This is a genomic window from Nocardioides sp. (assembly GCF_035503875.1).
Lineage (GTDB): Bacteria > Actinomycetota > Actinomycetes > Propionibacteriales > Nocardioidaceae > Nocardioides.
In genome coordinates this window covers 50,325-67,516 of the sequence record NZ_DATJTA010000105.1, presented here as the reverse complement: position 1 = coordinate 67,516, position 17,192 = coordinate 50,325, and the positions used below count along the sequence as shown (strand labels likewise).

The window sequence follows — 17,192 nt, the reverse complement described above, 5'->3', positions numbered from 1 at the left end:
ACTCGAACTGGTGTTCGATTCGGGGGTGGTCGTTGGTATCTGTGGATAGGCGTTTGAGGGGCCAGCGGGTGGCTCCGGCTGCTTGTCGGGTCGCCGGGTTTCGAGGCTCGGCGCTGGGGCGCCTCACACCTCAACCAGCGTCACCCAACGCCGGTTGAGGTGCGAGCGAAGCGAGCCTCGAAACCCCCGCAGCCCGACAAGCACGCCCGACCGAGGCCGTCGTACCGCTCACCGGGTTTCGAGGCTCGGCGCTGGGGCGCCTCACACCTCAACCAGCGTCACCCAACGCCGGTTGAGGTGCGAGCGAAGCGAGCCTCGAAACCCCGCAGCCCGACAAGCACGCCCCACCGACGCCGTTGTACCGCTCACCGGGTTTCGAGGCTCGGCGCTGGGGCGCCTCGCACCTCAACCAGCGGTCGGCACCCGCTGGGGCGCCTCGCACCTCAACCAGCGTTCGCGCGGCCGCCGCGAGCGGCGTGATCAAAGAACGACGCCGCCGTCAGCGGGTTCGCTGACGGCGGCGTCGTACGTGCCTAGTGCTTCAGGGTCACGGGACCCAGTAGACGTCGGCTCGGCGGTTGGCGGCCTCGTTCTTGCCGACGGGGTTGCGCGAGGACATGGCGACGGTGGTCGCCTTGGCCTTCACGCCGCGGGCGCGGAGGAACTTCACGACCGCGGCGGCGCGCCGGGCCGAGAGCTTCCGGTTGGCGGCGTTGTCGCCGCCGCCGTACGCCTGGGTGTTGCCGTAGACGACGACCAGCTCGGACGAGCGGAGCTTGGGCGCCAGGCGCCGCAGGGTCTTCTTCGCCGCCGGGGTGAGCTCGGAGGAGTTGAAGTCGAAGCGCACCGAGCCGATGAGCTCGAGGTCCTTCGTGCTGGGCTTGCCCGCGTTGACCTCGGTGACGCCGACCTTGGCGCGTCGGACGACCCGCGAGCCGTCGCGGACGACGATCGTGCACTTCCCCGCACCGGTGAGGACGACCCGCCCGGACGCGGTGCCGCAGACCTTCGCGGGCGACGCGGTGACGCCGTACGCGCTCTCGCCCTGGCCGAGCACCGTGACGGCGCGCGGTGCGCGCGCCTTCGCCGGCAACTTCGGGGCGGCCCAGACGGGGAACGCGACCGCGACCTGCTTGGACGCCGCGTAGTCGGCGTTGCCGGCCGCGACCGCGGTCAGGCGGCAGGTGCCGGCGGACTTCAGGACGACATCGCCCTTCGCCACGGCGCAGACCTTCGGGGTCTGCGTCGTCACGGTGACCGGCAGGCCGGCGGAGCTGGCGAACGTCACGCCCGCCGTACGCGCCGAGAGGGGGTAGCCGCGGCTGCCCGAGACCTTCACGTCCTGGGTCTTCGCGACCGGGGCGGCGACGATCGTGACCGTGCGGAGCACCTGCTCGGCGGCGGCGTACGTGTGGCCGTCGTGGACGCCGCCGGCCTGCTCGGCGACGATGACGCAGCTGCCGGGGTGGTGCGCGACGACCTTCGAGCCGTCCAGGGAGCACGGGCTCACGTCGGCCGCCAGGTCGTACGTCACGGGCAGGCCGGAGGACGCGGTCGCCTGGAGGCTCTGCGGGGCGTCGCCGACAGTCATCTGGGCCGGGTCCGGGAACGTGATCGTCTGCGGCAGGACCGGGTCGGCGGAGATCTCGAACGAGCGCGAGGCCGGCTCGGCGGCGTTGAAGACCGTCTCCACCGTCTTCACGTCGGCGTTGCCCTCCTGGGTCGCCTCCACCGTGCAGGTGCCGACGGCGAGGTAGTCGACCTCGGTGCGGACGCCGGCGGCGTACGCCGCGCGACCCGCGCGCCTGGGGAGCCCCACCTGGTCACCGGTGACCGCGCAGGTCTCCGGGGTCAGGCTGCGGTAGGTGACCTCGAGGTCCGAGGTCGAGGTCGCGGCCGGGTACTGCGCGTCGTCGCTCAGGTGGACGTCGTCGAGCTCGGGGAACGTGATGGTCTGGTCGAGGGCGGCCGGCCAGACGTGGAAGGTCTTGTCGGCGTGCGCCGCGTTGTACTCGAAGTGGCCGTTGCCGACCGGGCCGCCGCTCTGGTGGGCGCGGACCGTGCACTCGCCGAGAGCATCCGCGGAGACGGTGGAGTTGCTCGCGCGGTTCGTCGCGATGCACACCTCGGGGGTGAGCGACTCGAACCAGACCGGACCCTCGCTGTCGGCAGTGGCGTAGAGGACCTGGGACCCCTCGCCGATGCGCATGTTCTCGGGGTCGGTGAACTGCACCTCCTGGAGCCGGATGCCCGAGTTGACGATGAACGTACGGGACACCGGGGAGGCCGCCGCGTACTCCGTCTCGTCCGGCGCGATGCCGCCGGCCTGGGTGGCCTCGATGGTGCACTCGCCGAGCCCGACGAGCGTGACGTCGACGCCGTCGACGGTGCAGACCTCCGGGGTCAGCGACTCCGTGGTCACCGGGAGGCCGGAGGTCGCCGACACCACGAGCGGCTCGGGAGTCTCGCCGTGCGTGACGTCGGCGGGCTGGGTGAAGTCGATGGACTGTGCGCCGGGCACGGGCCAGTTGAAGTCGCACGCGTACGGCGTCCCGTAGGTGATCGTCGCGAGCGACTCGCTGTCGACGACGCTCGGGTCGTACCAGCGCCACTCGATGACGTCGGCCTCGAGCTCGGCGGCGAACTCGGCGTCCGCGCGCTTGATCGTGCCTCGCAGCCAGATGCTGTACTCGTCTCGGAGCACACCGTCGGCGAAGAGCACCAGCCAACCGTCGGTGGGCGCGCTGAACTCGGCGGCGCGCACCCCCTCGGGCAGGTTGCTCAGCTCCGTCCAGGTGCACGAGGCGGGAGGGAGCGTGGCGCTCGCGGGCGCGGCGATGCCGACCATCCCGGCGAACGTGCCGATGACGGTGATGGCGAGGGCGAGGAGGGCGGACAGAGCGCGCCGGACTGGCGACGCGCTCGTACCACTGACGTGGGTGACAAGCATGAGGAGTGACGGTGCCTTCGAGCTCGGGTCGTGCAGACGGGCGGATTTCGTTGCAGTACCTCAGGTCCATCGGCGGGAGGGGCGGGAGGCTGAGGCGTCGAGTCGCCTGTAGCGTCCAGGGGTGGCCAGTCGTCGCGGATCCAGCGCTCGCCGGCGCAGCACCTCGTCGCGGCGCAGCGGGACGCGACAGCCGTCACGGCCGTTGCCGGTCGCCGGGCGGGGCGAGCGGCTGTGGGTGCTCGACGTCCCGTACGGGACCCCGGTCGACGGCGCCTCCTGGCACCCCGCGGTCAAGACCCATCTGTACGTCGGCCGCGCCCTGCCCGCGCACCTCGCGCCCTACGCCCCGGGGCCGTACACGCTCGGGCGGTTCGTCGAGAACACGCTCAACCCCGACGACCCGACACCGGCTCCCGAGCCGACCGACGCGCTCGAGCCCCGGCGGATCCAGTTCGAGGCGGCCGACGCGATAGCGGCGCGGGCCGAAGCCGGCGGACGGCTGTTCCTGCTGGCCGACGAGCCCGGGGTGGGCAAGACGATCTCCGCGGTCCTCGGCGCGATCGCGGTGGGCGACCTGCGCGGCGCGGAGCGGGTGCTCGTCGTGGCCGACCGACCGGCCGCGATCACGATCGGCCACTGGTGCCGCACGATCGCGGCGCTCGGCGACGGCGGCCTGGAGTGGGTCGTGATCACCTGGGACCGGCTGGAGAAGGTCGCGGACCACACGTGGGACGTGATCATCGCCGACGAGGCCCACGCGCTGCGCCGTACGACGACGAAGCGGTGGAAGCTCTGGGCGCGGATCTCGGGGCACGGGAAGCCTCACGACGCGGCGCCGTTCGTCATCGCGACGACCGCGACGCCCGGACACACGCCGCTGGAGCTGCCGTACCTCGCGCCCGCCTATGCGCAGGTGCTCGGCGAGCCGATGCGGGAGTGGACCTCGGCGGCTCAGCCCGGTCCCACGTTCGCCGCGGCGCTCGAGCGACACGGCGTCGGCGTGGAGCCGGGCCGGTACGGCGCGACCTGGACCACCGATCCGGCGCGCCGCGCGGCGGACCTCAAGCTGGTGCGCGGCTGGCTCGCCGACGAGCGGCCTCCGGCGATGCTGCACCGCGCCGCACCGTGGGGGCCGGTGCCGATCTCCGGCATGCCGGTGGCGCTCACGCCGGCGGAGCGAGCGGCGTACGAGGCCGAGTGGGGCGAGTTCTGCCGCGAGATGGACATCGCGCGACGTGGCCGGAACGTCGTCAAGGGCCGGGCCGCGCTGCTGCGCTTCCGGCAGAAGGCGGGGTTGATCCGGGTCGACTCGACGGCCGCCTGGATCGCCCAGCAGGTCGAGGCCGAGCGCCAGGTGGCGTGCTCGGTCGAGTTCGTCGCCACCGCCGCCGACCCCATCGCCGACCGGCTGCGCGACTCGGGCATCGAGGTGGCCACGATCTACGGCCGCGACCGGTTCGACGCCGAGGCCGAGCGGCTCCGGTTCCAGACCGGAGAGGCGAAGGTCTGCGTCTTCACCACGGTCGCCTCGATCAGCCTGCATGCCGGCGAGACCCTCGGCGACGGCCGCCGGGCGAGCGCCGACCCACGGGTCGGCGTCTTCCACCAGGCGCGCTTCTCGGGCATCGCCGGACGGCAGGTGACCGGTCGCACCCACCGCGACCACCAGGTCTCGCCGTGGCACATCGCGTACGCCGAGGGCACGGTCGAGGAGCAGGTCGGCCGGGTGATGGTGGAGCGGATCGCCGCCGCCTCCGACGCGGTGGGCAGCGATACCACCGGCCTCGCCGACCTCGCTCAGCTCCTCGGCGCCGACTGGCTGCCGGCCGCGGCACTGACCGAGGACGGCGTGGGCGTAGACGGACGTACCTAAGTCGGGAATCCGGCACCGTGCTGAGCGTGCGGACGCTGGGCTGACGGCACTTACGTATGTCCGAGTACGAGGCCGGACCACCGGAGGATGACGTCATGACACACGTGCGACGCTTCGACCACGTCGGCATCACCGTCGCCGACCTCGACGCGGCGAAGGCGTTCTTCGTCGGGCTGGGGCTCGAGGTCGAGGGCACCGGGTCGGTGCAGGGCGAGTTCATCGACACCGTCTGCGGCCTCCAGGGCGCGCACTGCGAGATCGTCATGCTGCGCCCGCCGGACGGCGGGGCTCGGCTGGAGCTCGCGCGCTTCGTCACGCCCGACCACGTGCCCGGCTCGCCTGCCGCGATGGCCAACGAGCTCGGGCTGCGCAACGTGTCGTTCGAGGTCGGCGACCTGCAGGCGGCCGTCGACGCGGTGGCGGCGGACGGGTACGGGCTCGTCGGCGGCATCGGCGAGTACGAGGGCAGCGTGCGGATGGCCTATGTGCGCGGGCCGGAGGGGATCGTGGTGTCGCTGTTCGAGCAGCTGGGCTGACTCGCCGACGGGCGGGGGTGCTGAGGGCCGACTGTGGGCTCACGAGGTTTCGAGGCTCGCTTCGCTCGCACCTCAACCGGCGCAGGTCGTCGCTTCGCTCGCACCTCAACCAGCGTCGGTTGCGGTCGCAGCACAGGTTTTGCCGCTCAGCGGGACATGCCGGACGAGTTGTCGGCGGGCGCGGCGATCGTGGTTGTGACCCGGACCACAGGGCGCCTCGGGCGCCCGCAGAGGAGGAACGTTGAGCGCACGATCCTGGGCCGCCGTGGCGGCGGCCGTATTCCTGACCACGGGGCTGGCGAGCGCCCCCTCGACGGCCGCCCCGCCGGCCGCCCCGCCGGCCGCGGCGCCGAGCCGCCCCGACGCCGCCCCGGCGAAGCACGGGAAGCCGCACGGGCAGCACGCCGACCTGCGCAAGCCCCGCGGCACCCTGCTGAGCGCGCGGCCCCTGCGCACGGCGGCGGCGCTCCCGAGTGCGCGGGCCACCTACCTGGTCGAGTACGTCTCGGTCGGCGCCCGCGACCAGAAGATCCGCGTCACCGGCACCGTCTCCCTCCCCCGAGGCAAGGCCCCGCGCGGCGGCTGGCGCGTGCTGAGCTGGGCGCACGGCACCACCGGTACGGCGGACGCGTGCGCGCCGTCGCGCGACACCGTGGACGGCCCCGCCCACGACTACCTCGGCGGAGTCGACCAGACCCTCGACAAGTGGAGCGGCGCCGGGTACGTCGTGGCGAAGACCGACTACGAGGGCCTCGGCACCCCGGGCGACCACCCGTACATCAACGGCCCGAGCGCCGCGCGCACCGTGGCCGACATCGTCGTCGCGGCCCGCCAGCTCGACCGCCACGTCGGTCGGGAGTGGGTGGCCGCGGGCCACAGCCAGGGTGGCCACGCCGCCCTCGCCGCCGCGGCCGGACCCCGCAAGCACCGCGGCACCGAGCTCCTCGGCGCGATGTCACTGGCGCCCGGCGGCGTCGGACTCAGCCAGACCGCGCCGTACATCAAGAACAACCTGCCCGGCGCCCAGGCGGCGATCGCCTTCCTGCCGCCGCTGCTGCTCGGAGCGGCTGCCGCGACCGACACCGTCGACGCTGACGCCCTGGTCACGGACGTCGCCCAGCCTCTGCTCGACGCCGGCCGCACCGGCTGCATGGGCGCCATCCGGGAGGTCGCCGAGACGCTCACCCCGCCGCAGATCTTCGAGCCCGACGCCGACTTCGGCCCGCTGACGGCGTACCTCGACTCGCAGGACGCCGTGCGGTTCGCTCCCCGGGTGCCGACCTTCGTCGCCGCCGGCACCGCCGACACCCTCGTGGCGAAGCCGGGCGTCGACTACCTGGTCTCCGTGCTGTGCGGCGCGGCGCCGCCGATCGACTACTCGATCTACCAGGGCGCCGACCACCGCGCCGTCGTCGACCAGTCGTACGACGCCACCCGGGCCTACGCCGACAGGCTCTTCCGCGGTCGCACCCCCGCCGGCGCCGCCTGCTGATCCGCGCGCGGGCGGGCGGCGGCGAGCCGTCCGCCCGCGCTCAGGACACCGCGAACGTCAGGTACGTCGACCGCAGGCCCAGCACGCTGCGGAACGTGTCGCCGGAGACGGTGACGCTTCCGGCGCTGCCGGTCAGCGTGACCGAGCGGACCCGCCCGCCCCACTTCCCGTTGCCGTCCCGCGCGGTCACCCGGATGTCGCGGAGCGTGCCGATCCTCGGCCAGGCGCGCTCCAGACGGGCAGGGGCGAGCCGGACTGTCCAGGCGTGCACGGGGTTGCCCGACCAGCCGTCGTACACGTCCTCGAACGCGCGCAGGTACGGCACCGAGCCCGCCGAGGTCCAGCCGCCGCTGCTGGAGGAGAACTGGGTGAACGCCGGCCGCCCGCCGTCGAGCAGGACGCTCCCCCGGGTGGCGGCGATCGCGGCGTTCGAGGCGGGGTGCTCGGCGGCGTACCCGCCGTAGACCTGGCAGGACGTCGTGTCGCAGAGCTGGGCGTGCCGCGACCGCGGGTGCGCCCGCTCGTACGCCGCGTAGGTCCGGGCCGCGACCGCCTGGGCGCGGACCGCCGCGGGGCTCCAGGTCGCCGGCATCTCCAGGGGTACGACGCCCCGCAGGTAGGCCTCGAGCGAGAGCACGTTCACGGTGTCGTGCCCGCCACCGGCCACCGAGGCGTGCCGGAGCCGCCCGCGGTAGGGCCGGTCGCCCGACGGCGTCACCAGCGTGACGGGCCGGCCGCCGGCCGCGATCTCCCCGTCACCCCGCAGGACCCGCCACCGGTGCCACCGGTCGGTGCGGTACGTGACCCGGGTGACGCCCTTGCGGTTCGTGGCGACGCGCCACAACCGGGCGCCGTTGCGGGGCAGCGTCCAGCGCCTGCCGGTCTTGCGGTCGGTGACGGTGAGCCCGGCGCGCGCCCGGACGAGGAGGTCGTCGGTGGTGTCGGCGGAGATCTGCACGCTCACCCGGCCGGCGATCTTCCCCGGCGTCGTCCCGGCGTAGTAGAAGGCCAGGATCTGGTCGTGGCTCAGCCCCTGGCGGGCGGCGCCCTGCGCGCCGTACTGGGACATCCCGTGGCCGTGGCCGTAGCCGTGCCCGCTGATGGTGACGGTCGAACCGGCGGGCACCGCCCAGCGGTCCGCGGCCTGCGCCGGCGGCGGGGCCAGGAGCAGCCCGGCGAGAGCAGGGACGAGGAGCAGTCGCAGACGCATGGAGGGGCCGAGCTTCCGGGCGAGAAGGTGTGGCTGGGGTGCACCGAGTTGCGCCCGTGACCAGTGGGAACACCTATCGCATCACGCGCCCCAACGGCCCCGCAACGAGACCGTGTGAACTACAGATCTGTAGTTCTCAGCGTGCCCGGAACCAGTTCGACTTCAGCCCCAGGTAGCTGCGGAAGGTGTCCCCGGAGACCGTCGTGCTCCCCCGCGACCCCACGACCCGGACCCGGTCGACCCGGCCGCCCCAGGCACCGTGGCCGTCCCGCCGGAGCACCGTGATCCGCCGGAAGTCGCCGAGGGCCGGCCAGGCGGCCTCGATCGCGGTCGCCCGGACGACGTGGCGCCAGGTGTGGTTGGGGTTCGAGGGCATGGCGTCGTACGGGTCCTTCTTGGCGGAGAGGTACGGGAACGCACCGGCCGACGTCCAGCCGCCGTTGCTGGACGAGAACTGCGTGAACGCCGGGCGCCCGCGGTGGGTCAGCACCGCGGCCCGGGTCCGCTCGATGGCGGCGTCGGTGCGGGGATGCTCGTTGCTCGTCCCCGTGTAGACCTGGCACTGCGCGGTGTCGCACAACTGGTAGTGCCGGGCGAGCGGGTGCTGGCGCTCGTACGCCGCGTACGTGCGGGCCGCGACGCTCTGGGCGCGGAGCGCGGCCGGCCGCCACGCGCCCGCGATCACCTCGGCGGGTACGACGCCGCGCAGATAGTTCTCGAGCGAGACGACGTTGACCGTGTCCCGAGCCTTCCGCCCGGGCTTGACGGTCGCGGAGCGCAGGGCGCCGCGGTAGGCCACCGAGCCGGACGGCGTGACCAGCGTGATCGGGCCGGTCGCCTGGAACTGCGCGTCGCCCTTCACGGTGCGCAGCCGCTGCCAGCCGCCGGAGCGCCCCTTCCACGAGACCAGGCTCCGGGTCGGCGAGGCGGCGGTGATCCGCCAGGCACGGGCTGCGGGCCGGGCCTTCCTCAAGTCGACGGTCATGCCGTTGCCGAGCGAGCGCACCTTCAGGCCGGCGCGGTCGCGCACCACCACGTCGGCGGTGGTGTCGGCGGAGATCAGCACCCGCACCTTGCCGCCCGCGCGGCCCCACCGGGTGCCCGGGTAGTAGAAGCGGAGGATCTGCCGGTGGTTGAGCCCGTGGAGCGCGGCCCCCTGCGCGCCGTACTGCGACATCCCGTGGCCGTGCCCCCAGCCCTTGCCCTGCAGGACCAGCCGGGCCGGCCCCTCCGCGGCGGACGACGTCCCCGGGACGAGCGCCAGCACGATCGCGGCGATGGTGGGCAGGGCGAGGCGGCGCATGGATCAGCTCCCGAGGGTCGACGAGTCGTCCAGGCTAGCCGCCACCCGAACACCGCCCCCGCGTGATGTGCTGGGCGCGTGCGCCCGCTCCGTCCCCTGCTCGCCGCCGCCCTCGTCGTGGGGTACGCCGCGGTCGCGGGCTGCTCGGGGGCCGGATCCGCTCCCCCGCCGGAGGGCCACGCACACCTCCCCGGTCAGGGCGACCACACCCATGCGACGCCGACGAAGCCCGGCTCGTCCGCCACCGCCACGCCCGACTGGAACCACGACGACGTGTCGTACCTGCAGATGATGATCCCCCACCACGGCCAGGCCCTGGACCTGGCCGAGCTGGCGGCGACCCGCGCCGCGGACCCGCGGGTCCGGGCGCTCGCCGCCCGGACCGAGGCGGCACGGGGGCCGGAGGTCTGGCTGATGGCGGGCTGGCTGGCCGAGCGCGGGATCGACGTACCGTCGCCCGACGAGGACCCGCACGAGTACGACCACGGCGAGCACGGGCACCATCCGATGCGGGGACTGCTCGCCGCCGACGACCTGGCGGCGCTGGCCGATGCCGAGGGGCCGGCCTTCGACCGGCTGTTCCTCGACGAGCTGCTCCGTCACCAGCGTGGCGCGATCGCCATGGCGGACGACGTCCTGGCGACCGGCACCGATCCCCGGGCCGCCGAGATCGCGACCGAGGTGCGGGCCGGTCAGCGCGCCGAGGTCGCCCGGATGGAGCGGCTCCTGGCGCAGCTGCCGGCGAGCTAGATGCGGTGCAGCCGCCGGGCCGCCTCGGCGACCGAGCCGCTCATCGAGGGGTACACGGTGAACGCCTGGGCGAGCTGGTCGGCGGTCAGCGACTCCGCGACCGCGATCGAGACCGGGTGGATCAGCTCGCTGGCCCGCGGGCCGACGACGACGCCCCCGACGACGATGCCGGTGCCGGGGCGGCAGAACAGCTTCACGAAGCCGTCCCGGACGCCCTGCATCTTCGCGCGCGGGTTGCCCGACAGCGGCAGCATGACGACCTCGGCCTGCATCTCGCCGGCGTCGACGGCCTGCTGGGACCAGCCGACCGTGGCGATCTCGGGCGCGGTGAAGACGTTCGAGGAGACCTTCTTCAGGTCCAGCGGGTGCACGGTGTCGCCGAGGAAGTGCCACATCGCGATCCGGCCCTGCATGGCCGCCACGGAGGCGAGCATCAGGACGCCGGTGCAGTCGCCGGCCGAGTAGACGCCGCGGGCCGACGTACGCGAGACGCGGTCGACGTACACGAACCCGCCGTCCTTGAGGAGTACGCCGGCCTCCTCCAGGCCCATGTCGGCCGTGTTCGGGACCGAGCCGAGGGCGAGGATGCAGTGCGAGCCCTCGACGGTGCGACCGTCGGTCAGCGCGACCGTGACGGTGTCGCCGGAGCGGGTGACCGACTCCATCCGGGACTTGGAGAGCACGGTCATGCCGCGGCGACGCAGCACGTCCTCCAGCACGCCCGCCGCGTCGGCGTCCTCGCCGGGCAGCACCCGGTCGCGGCTCGAGACGAGGGTGACCGGGATGCCGAGGTTGAGGTAGGCACTCGCGAACTCCGCGCCCGTGACGCCGGAGCCGACCACGATCAGCTCCGTCGGCACCTCGGTCAGGTCGTAGACCTGCTCCCAGGTGAGGATCCGCTCGCCGTCGGGCATCGCCGACGGCAGGGTGCGCGGCGCGGCGCCGGTGGCGACCAGGACCGCGTCGGCCTCGATCGTCTCCTCGCCGCCGTCGGCGAGCGCGGCCACGACCCGGTTGGTGCCGTCGAGCCGGCCCCGCCCGTTGACGAGGCGGACCCCGTCGCGCTCCAGCCGCCGCCCGATGTCGGACGACTGGTCCGCGGCGAGCTGCTTGACCCGCGCGTTCACCCGCGCGAGGTCGACCCGGATCGACTCCGCGGACGCCCCCTCGGTGTCGAGGAAGCTGACCCCCAGCTCGGCGGCCCCGGAGAGCTCGCTCATCACCTCCGCGGTGGCGATGAGCGTCTTGCTGGGCACGCAGTCGGTCAGCACGGCCGAGCCGCCGACCCCGTCGGAGTCGACGATGGTCACCTCGGCCCCGAGCTGGGCGGCCACGTGGGCGGCCTCGTAGCCCCCGGGGCCGCCGCCGACGATGACGACGCGGTCAGTCATCAGAGGTTGATCATGTGGCCGGCGATGCCGTGGACGGCTTCCTTGACCGACTCACCGAGCGTGGGGTGGGCGAACACGTTGCGCGCGACCTCGTCGGCGGTCAGGTCCCACTTCTGGGCCAGCGTCAGCACCGGCAGCAGCTCGGTCACGTCGGGGCCGATCAGGTGGGCACCGATGATCTCGTTGTGCTCGGCGTCCGCGACGACCTTGACGAAGCCGACCGCCTCGCCGAGGCCCTGGGCCTTGCCGTTGGCCGAGAACGGGAAGGTGGCCGTCTTGACGTCGTACCCCTTCTCCTCGGCCTGGGCCTGGGTGTAGCCGAACGAGGCCACCTGGGGCTGGCAGTACGTCGCGCGCGGGACGAAGTCGTACTCGACCGGCATGGTCTCCGCGCCGGCGATCGTCTCGGCGGCCACGATGCCCATCGCCTCGGCGACGTGGGCGAGCATCAGCTTCCCGGTGACGTCGCCGATGGCGTAGACGCCCTCGACGTTCGTGCGGCCGAAGTCGTCGATCGCGATCGCGCCGCGGTCGGTGAGCTCGACGCCGGCGTTCTCCAGGCCGTAGCCCTCGACGCGCGGGGCGAAGCCGAAGGCCGCCAGCATCTTGTCGGCCTCGAGGACCTCGGTGTTGCCGTCCTTGCTGACGGTGACCTTGACGCCGGAGCCGGTGTCCTCGACGTTCTCGACCTTCGTCGAGAGCAGCACCTTCACGCCGAGCTTCTTGTAGTGCTTCAGCAGCTCCTTGGACACGTCGGCGTCCTCGGTCGGCACCATCCGGTCGAGGAACTCGACGATGGTCACGTCGACGCCGAAGTTGGCCATGACGTAGGCGAACTCGACGCCGATCGCGCCGGAGCCGCCGATGATCACGGACTTCGGGAGGTTCTCGTCGAGGATCTGCTCCTCGTAGGTGACGACGTTGTCGCTCTTCTGCATGCCCGGCAGCATCCGCACCTGGGCGCCCGCGGCGATGATCAGGTTGTCGAAGGTGTACGACGTGGTGCCGCCGTCCTTGTCCTTGACGTCGATCCCCTTCGCGCCGGTCAGGGTGCCCCAACCGTCGATCTCGGTGATCTTGTTCTTCTTCATCAGGTAGTGGACGCCCTTGACGATCCCGGCGCTCACCTGGCGCGAGCGCTGGTGGGTCGGGCCGAAGGCCATGGTCGCGTCGCCCTCGATGCCGTACTTGGCCTTCTCGTGGGTCAGCGTGTGCGCGAGCTCGGCGTTCTTCAGCAGCGCCTTGGACGGGATGCACCCGACGTTGAGGCAGACGCCTCCCCAGTACTTGTCCTCGACGACGGCGACGGACTTGCCGAGCTGGGCGGCGCGGATCGCGGCGACGTAGCCACCGGGGCCGGCGCCGAGGACGAGGACATCGAAGTGGGTGGTCACGACATCCAGACTAGGGCTGTCGCGCAGGTCACCCCAAGGCGGGAGGTCCTGGCGGATAGCCTGCTCCCCGTGACGCTCTACGCCGCCTACGGGACCAACCTGGACCCGACCCGGATGGGCGAGCGCTGCCCGCACTCCCCGTTGCAGACCACCGGGTGGCTGGAGGGCTGGCGCCTCACCTTCGGCGGCGAGGAGCACGGCTGGGACGGCGCGCTCCCCACACTCGTCCAGGACCCGTTCGAGCAGGTCTTCGTCGCGGTGTACGACGTCACCCGCGAGGACGAGTCGTCGCTCGACGGCTGGGAGTCCGCCGACTCGGGGCTGTACCGCAAGACCAAGGTCCGCGTCGCGACGATGACCGGCGAGCTGGTCGCCTGGACGTACGTGCTGGACGCCTACGAGGGCGGCCTGCCCTCCGCCCTCGCCCTCGGCGTCCTCGCCGACGCCGCCGAGGCCGCCGACGCCCCGGCCGACTACGTCGCCGCGCTCCGCCGCCGGCCCTGCCGGTCGACGGGGTTGTAGGGGTCCGGGTCTGCAGATTCCCCGGTCTACCGGTGTCCGCTCGGGGTTCTCCAGGTCGGCCCAGGTGAGCCGGATGCAGCGCCAGCCCGTGCGCCGGCAGATCCGCGTCTGTGCACGATTCCCGGCCGCGCGCGCCCGGAGACCGGGACCCACTTCTCGGCCATTTCCGTACGTTCTGGGCCGACGCGATGCCTGAGAACGTCCAACTTCCTCGGTAGACCGGGGAATTTCCCACCCACCCCACCCCACCGCGCGTCGCTGCTCGGAACCCACTCGGAGGACTAGAGTCCGGCGCGTGACGGATCAGCAGACCCCCTACGACCTGGCCGAGCAGGCTGCCGCGACTCTCGCGGAGCTGACCGGCGTCGCCAGTCACGACGTCGCGCTGGTCCTGGGGTCGGGGTGGCTGCCGGCGGTGGACGCCCTCGGGACGGCGACGGCGGAGATCGACACGACCGACCTGCCGGGGTTCTCGGCGGCGGCGGTGGCGGGGCACTCGGGCAAGATCCGCTCGATCGCGGCGGGCGACAAGCAGCTGCTGGTGTTCATGAGCCGTACGCACTACTACGAGGGCAAGGGTGTCGAGGCCGTCGTCCACGGGGTCCGCACCGCGGCCGCGGCCGGGTGCCGCACCATCGTGCTGACCAACGGCTGCGGCGGGCTCAAGGAGAGCTGGACGCCCGGGACCCCGGTCCTGATCAGCGACCACATCAACCTCACCGGGCGCTCGCCGATCGTGGGGGCGCGTTTCGTCGACCTCACCGACCTGTACTCCCCCCGGCTGCGCGAGCTGTGCCGGGAGATCGACCCCTCGCTCGACGAGGGGGTGTACGTCCAGTTCCCCGGGCCGCACTACGAGACGCCGGCCGAGGTGCGCATGGCCGGCATCATCGGCGGCCACCTGGTCGGCATGAGCACCACCCTGGAGGCGATCGCCGCGCGCGAGGCAGGCATGGAGGTGCTCGGCATCAGCCTGGTCACCAACCTCGCCGCCGGGATCAGCGGCGCGCCCCTCGATCACGCCGAGGTCCTGGAGGCCGGGCGGGCAGCGGCCTCGCGCATGGGTGGGCTGTTGGGACGGATCGTCCCGAGGATCTAGCAGGAGGAAAGCACATGAGCGCCGACGACACCCGTCAGCTGCTGATCGACGCAGCCACCCGAGCGTTCGCCGAGCACGGCGTCCACAACGCGTCGCTGCTCGAGATCACCCGGCAGGCCGGCCAGCGCAACCGCGGCGCCGTCCACTACCACTTCGGCTCGCGGGAGGGCATGCTCGTCGCCGTCCTCGCGCGCGAGGCCGAGTTCCTCGGCCCCCGCGAGCGCGAGCTGCTGGCGATCGCCCGGAGCCGGCCGGACGACGACCTGGCCAGCGCGTTCGAGGCTGTCGTACGACCCTCCGTCGAGCTCGCCGAGACCGGCTGGCGCGGACGGTGCTTCCTGCAGATCGTCGCCCAGCTCGTCGACGACGAGCCCGAGTCCGCCGACCCGGCGGTCCAGGAGGTGCTGTCCCGGTCGGGTGGCTTCGAGGTCTACGAGCTGATCAACGCGCGGCTGCCGGAGATGTCCGAGGAGCTCCGGCTCGAACGGACCGCACTCGCGACCAGCTTCCTGCTGCGCTCGATCGCCGACCGGGCGAAGGCGTTGGACCAGGAGGTCCCGGGCCGGCCCCAGCTGCCGACCGACGACTTCATCCGCAACCTGATCTCGATGGTGACCGCGATGGTGACCGCGCCTCTCCCCTGAGCCGCTAGCCTGCACGCGTGCCCCGCATCTCCGGCGACAACCTGCAGCAGCATCGCGAGCAGCTCCAGCGTCGGGTCTTCGCCGCCTTCGCCGAGCTGATGGCCGAGCGGAGCTTCGACGCGATCACGATGGCGCTGATCGCCGAGCGCGCCGAGATCGGCCGGACGGCGATCTACCACCACTTCCACGACAAGGAAGCGGTGGTCGTCGCGTTCGCCACCCACGAGACCGAGCAGTACGTCGCCCAGCTGCGCCAGGCGCTGCGCGGCAGCTCCGACCCGGTCGACCAGCTGCGGACCTACCTGCGCCACCACCTTGAGGCCGGCGAGCAGTTCCACATGGGGCTGGGACCCCAGCTGTACGGCATCCTCCCGCCCTCGTCGCGCCAGGCGATCCGCGAGCACGTCGTCGCGGTCGAGGACGTGCTGCGCGACATCCTGCGCGCGGGCGTCGAGTCCGGGGCGTTCCGCATCGAGGACCTCGACGGCACGCTGTCCCTGGTCCATGCATGCCTCAGCCCGCGGCACCTGCCGCCGGGCACGATCGAGACGTTCGTGCTCCGGGCGGTCGGCGCCGCGGGCTGAGGGACGGGCGTCAGGTCAGCGCTTGCGGATCTTGAAGGCCTTCGCCTTCGACGCGGCCTTGTACGACGCGTTGCCGGCGTAGGTGACCTTGACCTTGTAGGTCCCCTTCGCGCGCCTGGGCAGGGCGATGGTGAGCTTGCCCTTCTTCAGCGACGCGGTGCGGAACTTCTTGACGACCTTCTTGCCCTTCAGCACCTGCACCTTGACCTTGCCGGTCGCGGCACCCTTGCTGCCCTTGACCGTGAGGACGGCGCGGCCGGCCTTGCGGGTGGTCGGCGCCTTGGTGACCTTCAGGGTCAGCTTCGGGGCGACCTTGGCGGGCGCCGGCGGGGTGACGGGCGGGGTGACCACCGGCGGGGTGAGCGCGTTCCAGTCGATGGCGACCGGGGTGATGGTGTCCTGGCTCGGGTTGGAGTAGGTGTGGGCCTGCCACGTGAAGATCGCGTACTCCTTGCCCTTGACCAGCTTCGCGGTCGGCAGGTTCAGGAACTTCGTGAACGCACCGTCGGTGAACTGGTTCGGCATCACCCAGTCGACGGCCACCATCGCGGCCGTCCCGGCCTCGCGGTCGTTGAAGTCGATGTCCGCGTCGGCGGGCGCGACGCCCACGTAGACACCGGCGTCACCGGGCTGGGTGCTCGGGTTGAACCCGGCGCCGTCGATGCGCACGTCGACGCCGTCCGCGTAGGAGGTCGCCAGGGTCGACGGGGTCACCGTCGGGACCGCGCTCGCGATGAAGGACGCGACCGGCTTCTTGGGATCAGCGGTCGCGCCGCTGGCGTAGAAGTGCGCGCGCACGCCCGACGTCAGCTGCTCCAGGAAGTCCGGGTTGAAGGAGGCGCCGCCCACCGGGTTCTCCGGCTTGGTCGGGCTCGTGACGATGCCGAGCGCGATCGCCTCTTCGCTGCCGGACGGCAGGACGCCGGTCCAGTCAGGAGTGGCGGACACCCCGCCCAAGTCCACGGTGCCGTCGGCAAACTCGGCGACCGTGACCCGAGCGGGCGTGGTCGAGCCTGCCGGGTTGCCGCCGGAGGCCGCGTTCGTGGCCGACACCACCGCGGTGATCTCGCCGTCGCCCTCGCCGTCCACGCTGACCTGGGGCTCGGCGATGGTCACGGAGTAGTACTCCGTACCGCTGAAGGCGAACGCTCCCCGGACGGACCCGCCGTACGAGTAGGTGGTGACATCGCCGGAGACCGCGGTGCTCGCCCCCGGGAAGGTGAAGGTCTGGGCAGTCTCGTCGAAGGTGGCGCCGCCACCGAGCGTGCGGGTGGAGAGGTGCTCGATGAACTGCGTCGAGATCGACCAGGACAGCGCCCGCGAGACTGCGGTCGGCTCGGCCGCCTGCGCCGACGGCGCGGCGAAGACGAGCGCGGACGCGGCGAGCGCGCCGGCGGTGCCGAGGGCCGCGAAGCGCGACCTGCCTCGGGTGAGCATGGACATG

Annotated in this window: 14 protein-coding genes; 8 read left to right on the top strand and 6 right to left on the bottom strand. The window is 72.7% G+C overall.

From position 1 onward, the window contains the following. Positions 1-547: 547 nt before the first annotated feature. On the bottom strand, positions 548-2,950 hold the full coding sequence (locus tag VMF51_RS25610; protein ID WP_325477326.1) for an OmpA family protein: 2,403 nt from the start codon (positions 2,948-2,950) through the stop codon (positions 548-550). A gap of 121 nt (positions 2,951-3,071) precedes the next feature. Between VMF51_RS25610 and VMF51_RS25605 the strand changes: the two genes are divergently transcribed. From VMF51_RS25605 to VMF51_RS25595, 3 genes are all read left to right on the top strand, one after another. Beyond that, a complete protein-coding gene (locus VMF51_RS25605; protein WP_325477325.1) occupies positions 3,072-4,823 on the top strand; it encodes a helicase in 1,752 nt (583 codons plus the stop codon). A gap of 95 nt (positions 4,824-4,918) precedes the next feature. Beyond that, on the top strand, positions 4,919-5,359 hold the full coding sequence (locus VMF51_RS25600; RefSeq protein WP_325477324.1) for a VOC family protein: 441 nt from the start codon (positions 4,919-4,921) through the stop codon (positions 5,357-5,359). 241 nt (positions 5,360-5,600) lie between these two features. Then, positions 5,601-6,851: a hypothetical protein gene (locus VMF51_RS25595; RefSeq protein WP_325477323.1), complete on the top strand. Its 1,251-nt coding sequence runs from the start codon at positions 5,601-5,603 to the stop codon at positions 6,849-6,851. Positions 6,852-6,891: 40 nt separating this feature from the next. On the opposite strand, the gene VMF51_RS25590 is transcribed toward VMF51_RS25595, so the two are convergent. Continuing rightward, positions 6,892-8,061, bottom strand: coding sequence for a SpoIID/LytB domain-containing protein (locus tag VMF51_RS25590; protein WP_325477322.1), 1,170 nt, complete (start codon positions 8,059-8,061; stop codon positions 6,892-6,894). Between the two features lie 136 nt (positions 8,062-8,197). Next, positions 8,198-9,364 carry a SpoIID/LytB domain-containing protein gene (locus tag VMF51_RS25585; RefSeq protein ID WP_325477321.1) on the bottom strand — a complete coding sequence of 389 codons (1,167 nt, stop codon included), beginning with the start codon at positions 9,362-9,364 and terminating at the stop codon, positions 8,198-8,200. A 78-nt stretch (positions 9,365-9,442) separates the two neighbouring features. Between VMF51_RS25585 and VMF51_RS25580 the strand changes: the two genes are divergently transcribed. Further along, on the top strand, positions 9,443-10,114 hold the full coding sequence (locus VMF51_RS25580; RefSeq protein ID WP_325477320.1) for a DUF305 domain-containing protein: 672 nt from the start codon (positions 9,443-9,445) through the stop codon (positions 10,112-10,114). Here VMF51_RS25580 and VMF51_RS25575 read toward each other — a convergent pair. After that, positions 10,111-11,505 carry an NAD(P)H-quinone dehydrogenase gene (locus VMF51_RS25575; RefSeq protein ID WP_325477319.1) on the bottom strand — a complete coding sequence of 465 codons (1,395 nt, stop codon included), beginning with the start codon at positions 11,503-11,505 and terminating at the stop codon, positions 10,111-10,113. The genes VMF51_RS25580 and VMF51_RS25575 overlap by 4 nt on opposite strands. Next, the gene (gene lpdA, locus VMF51_RS25570; RefSeq protein ID WP_325477318.1) at positions 11,505-12,899 is read right to left on the bottom strand and encodes a dihydrolipoyl dehydrogenase; all 1,395 of its coding nucleotides are present in this window, start codon (positions 12,897-12,899) and stop codon (positions 11,505-11,507) included. Before lpdA ends, VMF51_RS25575 begins: the two co-directional genes overlap by 1 nt. Positions 12,900-12,968: 69 nt before the next feature. Here lpdA and VMF51_RS25565 point away from each other — a divergent pair, with 69 nt between their 5' ends. From VMF51_RS25565 to VMF51_RS25550, 4 genes are all read left to right on the top strand, one after another. Then, positions 12,969-13,421: a gamma-glutamylcyclotransferase family protein gene (locus tag VMF51_RS25565; RefSeq protein ID WP_325477317.1), complete on the top strand. Its 453-nt coding sequence runs from the start codon at positions 12,969-12,971 to the stop codon at positions 13,419-13,421. Between the two features lie 295 nt (positions 13,422-13,716). After that, entirely contained in the window at positions 13,717-14,520 is an 804-nt protein-coding gene (locus VMF51_RS25560; protein ID WP_325477316.1) for a purine-nucleoside phosphorylase, read from the top strand. Between the two features lie 14 nt (positions 14,521-14,534). Further along, on the top strand, positions 14,535-15,164 hold the full coding sequence (locus tag VMF51_RS25555; protein ID WP_325477315.1) for a helix-turn-helix domain-containing protein: 630 nt from the start codon (positions 14,535-14,537) through the stop codon (positions 15,162-15,164). Between the two features lie 17 nt (positions 15,165-15,181). Beyond that, on the top strand, positions 15,182-15,748 hold the full coding sequence (locus VMF51_RS25550) for a TetR/AcrR family transcriptional regulator (protein ID WP_325477314.1): 567 nt from the start codon (positions 15,182-15,184) through the stop codon (positions 15,746-15,748). A 15-nt stretch (positions 15,749-15,763) separates the two neighbouring features. On the opposite strand, the gene VMF51_RS25545 is transcribed toward VMF51_RS25550, so the two are convergent. Beyond that, positions 15,764-17,191: an Ig-like domain repeat protein gene (locus VMF51_RS25545; protein ID WP_325477313.1), complete on the bottom strand. Its 1,428-nt coding sequence runs from the start codon at positions 17,189-17,191 to the stop codon at positions 15,764-15,766. Position 17,192 lies beyond the last annotated feature (1 nt).